Raw genomic sequence first — 13,500 nt, forward strand, 5'->3', positions numbered from 1 at the left:
CGAATAGCACCTCTTCGGTGAGGTCCTCGGTCGCCCGGACCGCAGCGAGGCTCAAGGCGATGCAGAGCGTCAGTGTCTTAGAAGATCCTCCGCGACTGCCACCTCAGAGGCGACGGTGTCCACCACGCCATGCTCGGCATCGCCCGGATGCACAGCCTCACCCTCGCCGGATAGATGAACGGGCCGCACAACGAACAGCCACGTCCAGGCCCACCCGAAGATCATTTACGGGGCAGCTTTTCGTCCGGGGTCCTTGTGATCGGGAGTCCCCGTGAGTTCGAATCACCCACCCACGGCTCCGGTGGGGTGGGCTGCTCCGGTGGGGCGGGGCTGTTCCCGACTGTTCCCGTCATCCGCCCTGCCCGCCCGCCATCCGTGCCGCCGAGGCGAGGGTGGAGTGGGCCTCGTGGTGGGTGAGGCCGGTGTGGATCGCCGCGGCCAGCAGGGCGGGGGCGAGGGCGGGGCCGATGCCGGATTCGTAGGCGCGGCAGGCGGCCCAGTAGAGGCGGGTGTTGCGCTGGCCCTCGTGTGCCGCCAGGACGAAGTGCACCAGGCCCTGGCCGTGCCGTCCGGCCGACGAGGGCGTGGAGTGCCGGGTGCGGGGCGGGGGCGTGAGAAGGCGCAGCAGGGCGGGCGGACAGGGCGCGGGCGCCAGGTGTGCGGTGCCCGGAGCCATGTCGTACGCCCCGTGGCCGGTGCGCGAGCCGGGGCCGACCAGATAGCCCCCGGCGCCCCGTACGTCGATGCCGGGAGCCAGTCGGCTCGCCGAGTTGGGGACGACGACGTCCGGGGGCCCGCTCAGCCACAGATGGCGCCCGCCGCTCGGGGTCAGGACCACCACCGTCTCCGGGATGGTGAACAGATGGCGCAGGGCCAGTTCGCGCAGCGCGGCCGAGGAGTCGGTGCCGGGTTTGGTGTCGAGGTCGATGCCGATCAGATGGTGGGGGTGCAGTCCGCAGGCGATGCCGTAGCCGGTGGCCCAGGGTGCGGCGGCGAACAGCGCGCGGATACGCCGGGGGTCGGTCGTGGCGTCGTACACCCCGTGGCCGTAGCGGCCGCACTCGCCGTGGCACGGGGGCGCTGCCGGGCCGGGGTCGTCGCGATGGGGGGAGCGCAGGGCGGGGAGCTTCGTCCGGGACAGCGGGATCACCGCCAGTCCGCGTTCCGCGGCGGACAGCGCGTGGGCCAGGGCCAGGGTGGTGGCCTGCCGGTCGGTGCTGGCCATGACTTTATGGTCGTACACACGTTCGAAAAAAGGAAGGGGGTGGGCGGCGGGGAGGTGTCGTGAAAGGGGTTTACCGGCCGCTTCTCACGCTTGAGGGCGAATCGCGTCGTCCGGAGTGATTCGCCGGGGTGCGGTGGGCAACTCTGGACTCGCGACGTCGTGCACCGCCGGGTGGTCGGCCAACTTCCCCGGCACAAGCCGTACTTCACGTACGCACCGGCGAACTGCCCGTGTGTACAGGGTTCTGGAGGAATCACATGGCAAGCATCCGTACCGCCCGCGTCCTCGCCGCCGTCGCGGCGCTGCCCCTCGGGGCCGCCCTCTTCACGGGTGTCGCCGCGGCGGACAACGGATCGTTCGCGGGCAACGGATCGAACGCCGCGGCGGCCAGTATCACCGGCAGCGGTGTCGGCCACGACAACAACGGCAACTCGTCCACCACGCAGCAGCAGGCGGTCGGTACCGGTGCCTCGAACCAGAGCAACACGGCCCAGGTGAACCGTTCCGCGTTCACCTCCGTCAACCAGCGGAGCCAGACCGTGCTCATCCACTTCACCCGCCTGTGGTGAGCGAGGGGCCGGGGCCAAGCCTTCGGCCCTGAGGTCGTCGGGTCCTTTCTGGGGTCACTTCACACGTCCGCGCGGCGGTGCTTCGGCGCCGTCGCGCGGACGTTTCCGCTCTCCCCCGCCCGCGCGCACTCCCTTCGGCCTTGACAGGCGACCAAATCTGACGGACAGTCAGAAAGTCTTGCTCCGGGAGAGGGGGAGCCGATGAGCGACGCGGGCGAGGGCGCGTTCGCCGCGCGGCTGAAGGCGTACGAGGGGCAGCCGGCCGCGGTCGCGGGCGTCGGCAAGGACCCGGTCAACGCGCCCATGATCCGGCACTGGTGCGAGGCGATGGGCGACACCAACCCGGCGTACTCCGGCCCGGACGCCATCGCCCCGCCCACCATGCTCCAGGCCTGGACGATGGGCGGTCTCTCCGGGCACACGGGGCACCCGGGGCGCTCCGGCGCGTACGACGAACTGCTCGCCCTGCTCGACGGGGCGGGCTGCACCTCGGTCGTCGCCACCGACTGCGAACAGGAGTATCTGCGTCCGCTGCGGCCGGGGGACGAGGTCGCCTTCGACGCGGTGATCGAGTCGGTGTCGGACCGGAAGCGGACACGGCTCGGTACGGGGCACTTCGTGACCACGCGGATGGAGATACGGGTGGGCGGGGAGCGGGTGGGGACCCACCGGTTCCGCATCCTCAAGTACGCGGCAGCCCCGGTCACCCCGGCCGCCCCGGTCACCCCTGCCGCCTCGGCCGCCTCGGCCGACCGGCCCACCCACCCCGGCTCCGGCCCCGGTCCCGATTCCGGCCCCGGCCCTGTCGCCGGTCCCGAATCCGGCCCCGAGCCCAACCGCGGCCCCGGCCCCGGCAGCCGCAGGCCGCGCCCGGTGGTCAACCGGGACAACGCCGGGTTCTGGGAGGGCGTGGCCCGGCACCGGCTGCTGATCCAGCGGTGCACCGGCTGCGGCACCCTGCGCTTCCCCTGGCTGCCGGGGTGCAACGCCTGCGCCTCCGCCGACTGGGACACGGTCGAGGCGAGCGGCGCCGGGACGGTCTACTCGTATGTGGTCATGCACCATCCGCCGTTCCCGGCCTTCTCCCCTCCTTATGCGGTCGGCCTGATCGAACTGGCGGAGGGGGTGCGGATGGTCAGCAATGTGATCGGGGTTCCGTACGACGAGGTGCGGATCGGCATGCCCGTACGACTGGAGTTCGTCCAGTACGACGACGGGACGGTACTCCCGGTGTTCCGGGCCCGGGAGCAGACCACCGCCACCGCCACCGCCGCCACCGGATCCGAATCCGGGACCGGCACCGGCACCGGGCACAAGGGCTGACACCGGCATGGACCTCGCCCCCGGAACCCCGCTGCCGCCCCTCACGATCAGGATCACCCGCACGCTGATCGTGGCCGGGGCGATCGCCTCCCGCGACTACCAGGACGTGCACCACGACCCGGAGCTGGCCCGCCGCAAGGGCTCTCCCGACATCTTCATGAACATCCTCACCACGAACGGCCTGGTGGGCCGGTACGTCACGGACCACCTCGGCCCGGAGGCGGTGCTGCGCCGGGTCGCCATCCGGCTCGGCGCGCCCAACCGCCCGGGGGACACCATGGTGCTGACCGGCACCGTCGAGGAGATCGACGGGGACACCGCCACCCTGCGGGTGACCGGGGACAACGGCATCGGCCGCCATGTCACCGGCACGGTCACCGTCACCCTTCCGGGCGGGAGGCCGCGATGAGTCTGCGCGGCAGGGACACGCTCGGCGGCCGGGCGGCGCTCGTCGGGATCGGCGCGACGGAGTTCTCCAAGGACTCCGGCCGCAGTGAGCTGCGGCTGGCGGTGGAGGCGGTGCGGGCCGCGCTGGACGACGCCGGGCTGTCGCCCGCGGACGTCGACGGCCTGGTCACCTTCACCATGGACACCAGCCCCGAGATCACCGTGGCTCAGGCGGCCGGGATCGGCGAGCTGTCCTTCTTCTCCCGGATCCACTACGGCGGCGGGGCGGCCTGTGCGACGGTCCAGCAGGCCGCGCTGGCGGTCGCGGCCGGGGTGGCCGAGGTCGTGGTCTGCTACCGCGCGTTCAACGAGCGCTCCGGACGCCGCTTCGGCTCCGGAGTGCAGCACCGCGAACCCTCGGCGGAGGGCGCGGCCCTGGGCTGGTCGCTGCCGTTCGGGCTGCTCACCCCCGCGTCCTGGGTGGCGATGGCGGCCCGGCGGTACCTGCATGTCCACCGGCTGGCACCGGAGGTTTTCGGCCGAGTTGCCGTGGTGGACCGCGGGTACGCGGCGACCAACCCGGCGGCGTACTTCCACGGCCGCCCCATCACCCTCGCCGACCACGCGGCCTCGCGCTGGATCGCGGAGCCCCTGCGGCTGCTCGACTGCTGCCAGGAGACGGACGGCGGCCAGGCGCTGGTGGTCACCACGGTGGAGCGGGCGCGCGACCTGCCGCACCCGCCCGTCGTGATCACGGCCGCCGCTCAGGGGGCCGGGCGCGCCCAGGAGCAGATGACGAGCTTCTACCGGGACGACCTGACCGGGCTGCCGGAGATGGGCGTGGTGGCCCGTCAGCTGTGGCGGACGTCGGGCATGGGGCCCGCGGACATCGATGTGGCCATTCTCTACGACCACTTCACGCCGTTTGTGCTGATGCAGCTGGAGGAGTTCGGGTTCTGCGCGCCGGGCGCGGCCGGTGACTTCGTGGCCGCGGGGACACTGCCGCTCAACACCCATGGCGGGCAGTTGGGAGAGGCGTATCTGCACGGCATGAACGGCATCGCGGAGGCCGTGCGCCAACTGCGCGGCACGGCGGTGAACCAGTTGCCCGGCGCCCGTCGCGCCCTGGTCACCGCGGGTACGGGGGTCCCCACCTCCGGTCTGCTGCTGATGGCGGACGAGAGTCGGCGGGGGCCCGCGTCCACCGGCCCCGTCGGCCCCCGCTGAGCCCGCGCGGACCCGACCGCTCCGAGCCCCGCCCTCTCCTCGGAGGGCCGCTCGACGCCCCGGGTCCGCCCCACCCGGAGAAGCTGCACGGCCCCGCTCCCCGGCCCCCTCCCCCCGGGGTGAACCCTCACGGACGTGCACGGCCAGTCCACCTTCAGGAGGTGGGGACGGCCCCCCGCATACAACCTGAGGGGGAGGCCGCTTCGGGACCTGCGGCCGATCCGCCACAAGGGGCGGCGAACCTAGCGTGGAGACATGACCACACCCGTCTGCACCAGCGCTCCGATCGCCGCTGCATCAGCGAGGCAGACCCTTCCCTACCCGTCGTTCTCGTCGTATGTGAAGGCGCGCCAGCCCGTGCTGCTGCGTACCGCGCGCTCACTGACCGCGAATCCGAGCGACGCGGAGGACCTGCTGCAGACCGCGCTGGCCAAGACCTATGTCGCCTGGGAGCGGATCGAGGACCACCGCGCGCTCGACGGGTATGTGCGCCGTGCGCTGCTGAACACCCGGACCTCGCAGTGGCGCAAGCGCAAGGTCGACGAGTTCGTCTGCGACGAACTGCCCGAGCCGGAAGGGGTGCCCGCCCCGGACCCCGCCGAGGAGCAGGCACTGCACGACGCCATGTGGCGGGCGGTCATGAAGCTGCCGACGCGTCAGCGGGCGATGGTCGTTCTGCGGTACTACGAGGACCTCAGCGAGGCGCAGACGGCCGAGATGCTCGGCGTCTCCATAGGCACGGTGAAGTCCGCGGTGTCCAGAGCCCTGGGCAAGCTCCGCGAGGATCCCGAACTGGAGCCCGTGCGTTGGACATCACGGCCGGAACAGTGATCGATCACGCCGGGGAGTAGTGACATACCGCGTGGTACGTGCGCAGAATCAGCGCAACCCTTACTACCGCGTAGGCAACGCCGCCCCGGGAGGCCGCCGTGCAGAGCACGATGCAGGACGTACCGCTCCTGATCTCGAGGATCCTGACCCATGGGTCGACGGTCCACGGATCGTCCCAGGTGATCACCTGGACCGGCGAGGGTGAAACGCACCGCCGCTCCTACGCCGAAATCGGCGCCCGTGCCGCCCAGTTGGCGCACGCGCTGCGCGAGGACCTGGGCATCCGGGACGACGACCGGATTGCCACCCTCATGTGGAACAACGCGGAACACGTCGAGGCGTACTTCGCCATCCCCTGTATGGGCGCCGTGCTGCACACCCTCAATCTGCGCCTCCCGCCGGAGCAGCTGGCGTGGATCGCCCACCATGCCGCCGACCGCGCCGTCCTCGTCAACGGCTCCCTGCTGCCGCTGCTCGCCCCGCTGCTGCCGCATCTGAAGACGGTCGAGCATGTGATCATGGTCGGCCCGGGTGACCGTTCACTGCTCGCCGGGGCCGCCGCCCAGGTGCACGAGTACGAGGACCTCCTCGCCGGCAAGCCGACCGTGTACGACTGGCCCGAGCTGGACGAACGCCAGGCCGCCGCCATGTGCTACACCTCCGGCACCACCGGCGACCCCAAGGGCGTCCTCTACTCCCACCGGTCGGTCTATCTGCACTCCATGCAGTGCAACATGTCCCAGTCGCTGGGCCTGACCGACGAGGACACCGCGCTGGTCGTGGTGCCGCAGTTCCATGTCAACGCCTGGGGTCTTCCGCACGCCACCTTTATGACCGGCGTCAATCTGCTGATGCCGGACCGCTTCCTCCAGCCCGCGCCCCTGGCCGAGATGATCGAGAAGGAGCGGCCGACCTATGCCGCCGCCGTGCCCACCATCTGGCACGGACTGCTCGCCGAGCTGACCGCCCGGCCGCGGGACGTCTCCTCCCTCGGGAATGTCACCATCGGCGGTTCGTCCTGTCCGCCCTCGCTGATGGCTGCCTTCGACAAGCTGGGTATGCGGCTCTGCCACGCCTGGGGCATGACCGAGACCTCCCCGCTCGGCACGGTGTCCCGGCCGCCCGCCCATGCCGTGGGCTCCGAAGAGGAGTTCACCTACCGCCTCACCCAGGGACGCTTCCCCGCGGGTGTGGAGGGCCGTCTCACTGGTCCCGGCGGGGAGCGGCTGCCCTGGGACGGCACGTCCGCGGGCGAGCTGGAGGTGCGCGGACCGTGGATCGCGGGCGCGTACTACAACGGCCCCGACGGCGAGCCGCTGCGTCCCGAGGACAAGTTCAGCGAGGACGGCTGGCTGAAGACCGGGGATGTCGGCACCATCAGCCCTGACGGCTACCTCACCCTCACCGACCGAGCCAAGGACGTCATCAAGTCGGGCGGCGAGTGGATCTCGTCGGTCGACCTGGAGAACGCGCTGATGTCCCATCCGGAGGTCACCGAGGCCACCGTGGTCGCCGTGCCCGACGACAAGTGGGGCGAACGCCCGCTGGCGATCGTGGTGCTCCAGGAGGGCTCCACCGCGGACTTCACCACCCTCCGCACCTTCCTCGCCGAGGAGGCGAGGATCGCCAAGTGGCAGCTCCCGGAGCGCTGGACGATCCTCGGAGCCGTACCCAAGACCAGTGTCGGCAAGTTCGACAAGAAGCTGCTGCGCCGTCAGTACGCGGCGGGTGAGCTGGACGTCACCCTCATCTAGGCCGTTCCGGATCCGGACGCGCATCCGCATCTGGACGCGCAGCCGGATGCGACGGCGACGAGGGGCGCTGTTTCACGTGAAACAGCGCCCCTCGTCGTCTGTGTATGCCAAGTTCCCGGCACCGAATGCCGATTGATGTGGATCAGTTGGTGCCGATCCGCGCCAGCAGATCCACGATCCGGTCCTGGACCTCGGGACTCGTGGAACGCTCCGCCAGGAACAGGACCGTCTCCCCCGACACCAGTCGCGGCAGATCGTCCTCGTCCACGGCCGCGGTGTAGACGACCAGCGGGGTGCGGTTGAGCAGGCCGTTCGCGCGCAGCCAGTCGACCACCCCGGCCTGTCGGCGGTGCACCTGCATCAGGTCCATCACCACCAGATTCGGCCGCAGCTGAGCGGCCAGGGTGACCGCGTCCGCGTCCGAGGCGGCCCGTGCGACCTGCATGCCCCGCCGCTCCAGGGTCGCCGTGAGGGCCAGCGCGATCTCCGCATGCTCCTCGATCAGCAGCACCCGCGGGGGATGCTGCTCGGAGTCGCGCGGGGCGAGGGCCTTCAGCAGTACGGCCGGATCGGCGCCGTAGGCGGCCTCACGTGTCGCCTGCCCGAGTCCCGCCGTGACGAGCACGGGAACCTCGGCGGCCACCGCCGCCTGGCGCAGGGACTGGAGCGCGGTCCGGGTGATCGGTCCGGTGAGCGGGTCGACGAAGAGCGCGGCCGGGAAGGCGGCGATCTGCGCGTCGACCTCGTCACGGGAGTTGACGATGACGGGCCGGTAGCCGCGGTCGCTGAGCGCCTGCTGCGTCGTCACATCGGGCGCGGGCCACACCAGCAGCCGACGCGGGTTGTCGAGCGGCTCCGGCGGCAGCTCGTCGTCCATCGGCCGGGACTGGGGCTGGTCGGCGACCTCCACGGCGCCCCCGGGCCCGTCGAGCGGCTCCGGGCCCTCGTCGGCGTTCACATCCGGGGCCCCTATGGCGTACGAGCGTCCGGCACTCTCGGCGGCCTGGGCCGGGCGGGACTGCCCAGCCTGCGAGGGCTGCGCCGGAAGCGAAGCCGGGGCGGCCTGCGGATGCGGACGTGCCGTGGTCTCCGGGCGCTCGCCCGTGGGCTCCGGAGGCGTTCCCAGCTTGCGCCGACGCCCCGAAGCCTGCGGCCCGTGCGGCGGCGGCGTGGACGACAGGGGCCGTGGCGGGGCTCCCGGACGGGCCGCGCCCGGCCGGTCTGTGCCGGGGCGTCCGAAGGGCACGCCCTGTCCGAGCGTCCGCACGCTGAACGCCCGTCCCTGCGTCGAGTTGGGGTCCACCGGCGCGGCTGCCTCGGCAGGCAGCGGCTGAGCGGCCCGCGGCCGGGCGGTGCGCTCCGGAGGGAGAGGCGTCCCGGACGAGGGGGTGGCCTGCGGCAGCGGCACCCCGGCGCCCGAGGTGTCACCCGCACCGGCCCAGGTCCCCGAGGGCGCGGCCCCCGGCGGCACCGGCGCGCCGACGGCGGGGGCATCGTCCGCGGTCGTGCCCTGCGCGGGCGCCACCGGCTGCGGGCCGGACTGCGCCGGGCCCGCGGGCCGACCTGGAGCCGCGGCCGCGGACCCGTCGTCGGTACCGGCGTCGCCCGTCCCCGCCGGAGCGGGGAGCGGCTGGGCCGGAACTCCCTGCGAAGGCACGGCCGCGGAGGACTTCGCGGGTGCGGGTGCGGGTGCGGGTGCGGGAGCGCCGTGCGCCGGGACGGTCCCCGGAACCATGGAGGCGGCCGCGCCCGGCACGGTCGTCCCCGGCTCCGTCCGACCCGTCGCTCCCGACTGCCCGCGCGACCCCTGCGGGGGTACCACCGCTCCGGGCGCGGCCTGCGGGGGCACCATCGGCCCGGGCGCACCCTGGGCGGGAACCGCGGAGCCGGGGGCGCCCTGGGCAGGGCTCACCGAACCGGGCGCGGTCCCGGTCGCGTCCGTGCCGTCCGGTGCGTCCGCCGACTGCCCGGGAGGGGCGGCAGGCCGGGCGCGGCGGCGGCCCGAGGGCGCGGCCACCGGATGCGGCTGCGGCGGTGTGTGCTCGTCGGCGGTGTCCTGCGCCGCCGTGTCATGACGGCTCTCGTCCGCGGCCCGGTTGCCCGGGTGGCCGCCCTCGTCCGCCGGGCCGGGAGCCGGTACGGGCTGCTCCGGGGCACGGTCCGCGGCGGCGGGCGGCAGCGCGAAGACGGTCCGCGCGCCGGAATCCGCGGCGGCGGCCCGCTCGTTCGCGGCGGCCAGGGCCCGGCGGCGGCGTCCGGTCGGCGTGGCTCCATCGGAGTCCTCCGGGGACGGCGTACCGGAGGCCGCGGGCAGCGCGGGCGGCAGCGCCTGCGGCTCACCGTCCCGGCGGGCCCGGCGCCCGGTGGGCGCCGGCACTCCCTGCGGCGGTACGGCCTCGCCCAGCCCGCTCGCCGACGCCGGGGTCCCCGCGGCGTGCTCCGCCGCGGTCATCACCGAACCCTCGGTCACGCTCTCGTCGCCGCCCTCGGCGGGGCTCGGCCGCCCGCGACGGCGCCCGGTGGCGCCGGATGCCGGTGCCCCGGCCATCTCCGCCGGGTCCGCCGTGTCCTCGCCCCCGGTCTCCTGCCCTGCGACCGGTGCCCCCGCAACCGCTGCCCCGGCGGCCGGTCCCTCCGCCGGGCGCCGCCTGCGCCGCCCGGTGGGTGCCGCGGCCGGTTCGGCGGGCGGAGCGGACCCCTCACCCGACTCGCTCTCCAGGAACGCGTCCACCGACGACCGGCGGGCCCGCCGCCGACCGCCTCCCTGCGGTGCGAGCACCTGCTCCGACGACGCGGTCTGCGCGATCTCCAGGGCGTTCCCGTTCGCGGACATCGTCACCGGGGGCATCGCGACCGCTCCGGCGCCGCTGCCGAGCGGCACCTCCAGCACATAGGCACTGCCGCTCATCCCCGGCACCTCGTGCGTCTGGAGCACACCGCCGTGCGCGCGCACGATCCCGCGGACGATCGGCTGGTGGACCGGGTCTCCCCCGGCGTACGGGCCGCGCACCTCGATGCGTACGACCTCACCGCGCTGCGCGGCCGCCACGACGACCGTGCTGTCGAGATATCCGCCCGCCGAGACGGGCGCGTTGCCCGTGGCGTCGACGCCCGCCACATCCGCGATGAGGTGCGCCAGCGCCTGGGCGAGCCGCTGCGGGTCGACCTCGGCCTCGATGGGCGGGGCATGGACGGCGAACTGGACGCGTCCCGGCCCGATCAGCTCCACGGCGCCGTCGACACCCGCGGCGACGACCGCGTCGAGCATGACGGCCGTCCGCAGGAGTCCGTCGTCGCCCGCGTCCAGCCGCTGGAAGCCGAGGACGTTGTCGACCAGCGTGGTGATCCGCGCATAGCCCGCCGCGAGATGGTGGAGCACCTGGTTGGCCTCGGGCCACAGCTGACCGGCGTCGTCCGCGGCGAGCTTGGACAGATCGCCGCGCAGCTCGTCGAGGGGGCCGCGCAGCGACTGGCCGAGGACGGCGAGCAGTTGGTCGTGCCGGGCGGCCAGCGCCTCGTAGCGGTCCTTCTCGCGCTCCGCGAGCGAGGCGTAGCGCTCCTCGGCGGCCGCGATCTCCTCCGCGTGCCGCTCGTGCGCCCCGGTGAGCGCGGCGGTGTGCTCCTCGCGCAGCCGCTCCAGCTCGTCCCGGTGCTCCTCGGCGGTCCGCTCCCGCTCCAGCCGGTGTTTCTCGGCGGTCTGCTCCCGCTCCTCGCGGTGCTTCCGCTCGGCCTCCTCCTTCTCCTCGACGAGCGTCTCGAAGGGACGCCGGTCGGTGAAGGTCATCACGGCGCCGACGATCTGGTCGCCGTCGCGCACCGGCGAGGTCGTCAGGTCGACCGGCACTCTGTCCCCGGTCTTGGACCACAGCACCTGCCCGCGCACCCGGTGCTTGCGCCCGGAGCGCAGGGTGTCCGCCAGCGGCGAATCCGAGTACGGGAAGGGGCCGCCGTCCTCGCGGGAGTGCAGCACCAGGGTGTGCAGCTCCTTGCCGCCCAGGTCGCTGGCCCGGTAGCCGAGGATCTGGGCGGCGGCGGGGTTGACGAGCACGATCCGCCCGTCGGTGTCCGTGCCCACCACGCCCTCGGCCGCGGCCCGCAGGATCATCTCGGTCTGCCGCTGGGAGCGGGCGAGTTCGGCCTCGGTGTCGACGGTGCCGGACAGATCGCGGACGACGAGCATCAGCAGTTCGTCGCCGGTGTAGCCGTGGCCGTCGTAGGCCTGTCGGCCGTCTTCCAGATTGGCGCTCGTGACCTCGACGGGGAACTCGCTGCCGTCCGTGCGCCGCGCGATCATCCGCGTCGGCTTGGTGCGACCGTGCCGGTCCATCGAGTCGGGGCGCCGCATGGAGCCGGGGATCAGCCGCGAGTCGAAGTGCGGCAGCAGATCGAGCAGCCCCCGCCCCACCAGGGCGGTGCCGGGCGCTTCGAAGGCCTCCAGGGCGATGGTGTTGGCGTTGACCACCGTCCCGTTGGCGTTGACCAGCACCAGGGCGTCGGGGAGGGCGTCCAGTATGGCAGCGAGGCGAGCAGCGCCTCGGGATGGCCTGCTGCTCACGAGACGCTTCCTCCCTGTTACCGCACCTTGCCGACCGCGAAGGCCATCTTGCCAACCAGCCCGCAGCGTGTCACGCGAGGGAGTCTACGGGCAGTGGCCCGGCGCGCGGCGTCGGATGAGAGGGAGGTCGCACGCGGAAGTGACGCAGAAGCCGTGACCGTGCTGGTCGTCGCAGAAAACCCCGAAATCAGCCGGCGTGCGCCCCCGCTGCGGTGGTGGAGCCGTGGTGCTGGTCCCGGGAACGCAGGTCCGGCAGCAGCGGGACCAGGTTGTCCCAGCGGGCCGCCTGGCAGCCGTCGCGGCGGTCGTAGCGGGCGTCGACCGGCCGCCCGGCCCAGGTCCCGGAGATGTGCGCGGTGGCCGGGCCGCCGTACTGCATCGTGCACAGGGCGCGCGGCGGTACGGGGGCGAAGGGGTCGCGGCCCCAGACGGTCCGCCGGTCGAGGGCCGCGCAGGCCGCGGCGGGGCTGGGGTGGGTGCCGCGCGTCGGGTGGCAGCGCAGTACATAGTCCCCGTTGGCGTGCCCGGCGTTCCGGACGGTGACGACGAGCAGATCGCCGCGGGGCGGCAGCGGTACGCCGTGGGCGTCGGCCGGGGCGGGCGACGCGACGGCGGCGAGCACGGCGGCGGCGCCGAGGAGCACGGAACGCGGGGAGAACTGGACCATGCCCTCACTAACGGTGTCGGACCGGAACGGTTTCGCATGTGACCCGAGTGGCCCAGGTGACGGCCGTGCCACGAGGGGAGCGCCGAATCGGCGGCCCCGTGCTTTGCCCTGCGGCCTTCTCGCCTAGTACCGTAGGGGGCGATTGGTGACACCCCCTGTGGCTGTGTCATCATCTGCACGCACCATTCGCGCTCGCGCGGACGGTTGTGCTGGAGGCGTCGCCTAGTCCGGTCTATGGCGCCGCACTGCTAATGCGGTTTGGGCCTTACAGCCCATCGAGGGTTCAAATCCCTCCGCCTCCGCACCTGAACCCGAAGCCCCGGTCCCCGCGACCGGGGCTTCGGCGTTCCCCGGATCCACTCCCCACGACCCTCCCGACGCCCCTCCCGCACGGCGTTTCCGCAGGTCACAGGGGGTGTGCCCAATGGATTTCACATGGCGGCGGCAGTCATGTAATGTTCTTCCTGTCGCCGCGAGAGGCCCAGAAGGGCAAGAAGCGAAGACAAAAAACAAAATACAAGCACTCGTAGCTTAACGGATAGAGCATCTGACTACGGATCAGAAGGTTGCAGGTTCGAATCCTGCCGAGTGCACATCAGATCAGAGGCCCTGTGGAGTGATCCACAGGGCCTCTGGCTTTTGCCTTGACGGCAGTGTTTGACGGCAACCGCCCCCGGGAGCGAATCAGACGGCTACCGGGACACCGGCCGCGCCGTCGTCATCGTCCGGGTCGTTGCCGTCACCCCTCAGCGCGTCCCCGACGCGGTCGAAGGCGGAGCGCTGGGAGTCCAGCCGCACGAAGGTGTAGATGTCCATGGTCACGCGGATCAAGGCGGCCCGCCTACGGCGGGCCGCGGGGGGGGGGGGGGCGGGGGCGCCCCCCCCCCCCCGGGCCCCCCCCCCCCCCCCCCCCCCCCCCCCCCCCCCCCCCCCCCCCCCCCCCCCCGCCCCCCCCACCCCGC

General features: G+C 73.0%; 10 protein-coding genes, 2 tRNA genes and 1 pseudogene. 9 read left to right on the top strand and 4 right to left on the bottom strand.

Annotated features, from left to right (window positions below; translation table 11 throughout):
- Positions 1–81 precede the first annotated feature (81 nt).
- Positions 82–174 (top strand): annotated as a pseudogene (locus ACIHAA_RS25790) (IS5/IS1182 family transposase); the annotation flags it as partial.
- Positions 175–349: 175 nt separating this feature from the next.
- Here the strand turns inward: ACIHAA_RS25790 and ACIHAA_RS25795 are convergent.
- Positions 350–1,225, bottom strand: a complete 876-nt coding sequence (locus ACIHAA_RS25795; RefSeq protein WP_399821081.1) for a bifunctional DNA primase/polymerase — start codon at positions 1,223–1,225, stop codon at positions 350–352.
- 257 nt (positions 1,226–1,482) lie between these two features.
- On the opposite strand from ACIHAA_RS25795, the gene ACIHAA_RS25800 reads away from it, so the two are divergent.
- The 6 genes from ACIHAA_RS25800 (at position 1,483) to ACIHAA_RS25825 (ending at position 7,316) form a co-directional block, all read left to right on the top strand.
- Positions 1,483–1,794 (top strand): hypothetical protein, encoded by a 312-nt coding sequence (locus tag ACIHAA_RS25800; protein WP_399821084.1) that lies wholly within the window; start codon positions 1,483–1,485, stop codon positions 1,792–1,794.
- Positions 1,795–1,995: 201 nt separating this feature from the next.
- A complete protein-coding gene (locus tag ACIHAA_RS25805) occupies positions 1,996–3,117 on the top strand; it encodes a bifunctional MaoC family dehydratase N-terminal/OB-fold nucleic acid binding domain-containing protein (RefSeq protein WP_399821086.1) in 1,122 nt (373 codons plus the stop codon).
- 7 nt (positions 3,118–3,124) lie between these two features.
- Complete coding sequence (locus tag ACIHAA_RS25810; RefSeq protein WP_399821088.1) at positions 3,125–3,526, top strand: MaoC/PaaZ C-terminal domain-containing protein; 402 nt, start codon at positions 3,125–3,127, stop codon at positions 3,524–3,526.
- Positions 3,523–4,731: a lipid-transfer protein gene (locus ACIHAA_RS25815; protein WP_399821090.1), complete on the top strand. Its 1,209-nt coding sequence runs from the start codon at positions 3,523–3,525 to the stop codon at positions 4,729–4,731. Before ACIHAA_RS25810 ends, ACIHAA_RS25815 begins: the two co-directional genes overlap by 4 nt.
- A 255-nt stretch (positions 4,732–4,986) precedes the next feature.
- Positions 4,987–5,562 (top strand): SigE family RNA polymerase sigma factor, encoded by a 576-nt coding sequence (locus ACIHAA_RS25820; RefSeq protein WP_399821092.1) that lies wholly within the window; start codon positions 4,987–4,989, stop codon positions 5,560–5,562.
- Between the two features lie 110 nt (positions 5,563–5,672).
- Entirely contained in the window at positions 5,673–7,316 is a 1,644-nt protein-coding gene (locus ACIHAA_RS25825; protein WP_399821113.1) for a long-chain fatty acid--CoA ligase, read from the top strand.
- A gap of 142 nt (positions 7,317–7,458) precedes the next feature.
- Here the strand turns inward: ACIHAA_RS25825 and ACIHAA_RS25830 are convergent, their stop codons facing one another.
- A complete protein-coding gene (locus tag ACIHAA_RS25830; RefSeq protein WP_399821094.1) occupies positions 7,459–11,871 on the bottom strand; it encodes a PAS domain-containing protein in 4,413 nt (1,470 codons plus the stop codon).
- A 187-nt stretch (positions 11,872–12,058) separates the two neighbouring features.
- On the bottom strand, positions 12,059–12,538 hold the full coding sequence (locus ACIHAA_RS25835; protein ID WP_399821096.1) for an SSI family serine proteinase inhibitor: 480 nt from the start codon (positions 12,536–12,538) through the stop codon (positions 12,059–12,061).
- Between the two features lie 211 nt (positions 12,539–12,749).
- Here ACIHAA_RS25835 and ACIHAA_RS25840 point away from each other — a divergent pair.
- Positions 12,750–12,840 (top strand) — tRNA-Ser (locus ACIHAA_RS25840).
- Positions 12,841–13,058: 218 nt separating this feature from the next.
- A tRNA-Arg gene (locus ACIHAA_RS25845) sits at positions 13,059–13,131 on the top strand.
- 91 nt (positions 13,132–13,222) lie between these two features.
- On the opposite strand, the gene ACIHAA_RS25850 is transcribed toward ACIHAA_RS25845, so the two are convergent.
- Positions 13,223–13,369, bottom strand: a complete 147-nt coding sequence (locus tag ACIHAA_RS25850; RefSeq protein ID WP_399821099.1) for a hypothetical protein — start codon at positions 13,367–13,369, stop codon at positions 13,223–13,225.
- Between the last annotated feature and the right edge of the window lie 131 nt (positions 13,370–13,500).

The sequence above is a fragment of the Streptomyces sp. NPDC052040 genome (assembly GCF_044548405.1).
Classification (GTDB): domain Bacteria; phylum Actinomycetota; class Actinomycetes; order Streptomycetales; family Streptomycetaceae; genus Streptomyces.

Bases quoted from the DNA above. Each gene is read 5' to 3' on its own strand.
- ACIHAA_RS25805 (WP_399821086.1), top strand. From the start codon at position 1,996: ATGAGCGACGCGGGCGAGGGCGCGTTCGCCGCGCGGCTGAAGGCGTAC.
- ACIHAA_RS25825 (WP_399821113.1), top strand. From the start codon at position 5,673: ATGCAGGACGTACCGCTCCTGATCTCGAGGATCCTGACCCATGGGTCG.
- ACIHAA_RS25815 (WP_399821090.1), top strand. From the start codon at position 3,523: ATGAGTCTGCGCGGCAGGGACACGCTCGGCGGCCGGGCGGCGCTCGTC.
- ACIHAA_RS25795 (WP_399821081.1), bottom strand. From the start codon at position 1,225: ATGGCCAGCACCGACCGGCAGGCCACCACCCTGGCCCTGGCCCACGCG.
- ACIHAA_RS25800 (WP_399821084.1), top strand. From the start codon at position 1,483: ATGGCAAGCATCCGTACCGCCCGCGTCCTCGCCGCCGTCGCGGCGCTG.
- ACIHAA_RS25810 (WP_399821088.1), top strand. From the start codon at position 3,125: ATGGACCTCGCCCCCGGAACCCCGCTGCCGCCCCTCACGATCAGGATC.
- ACIHAA_RS25835 (WP_399821096.1), bottom strand. From the start codon at position 12,538: ATGGTCCAGTTCTCCCCGCGTTCCGTGCTCCTCGGCGCCGCCGCCGTG.
- ACIHAA_RS25820 (WP_399821092.1), top strand. From the start codon at position 4,987: ATGACCACACCCGTCTGCACCAGCGCTCCGATCGCCGCTGCATCAGCG.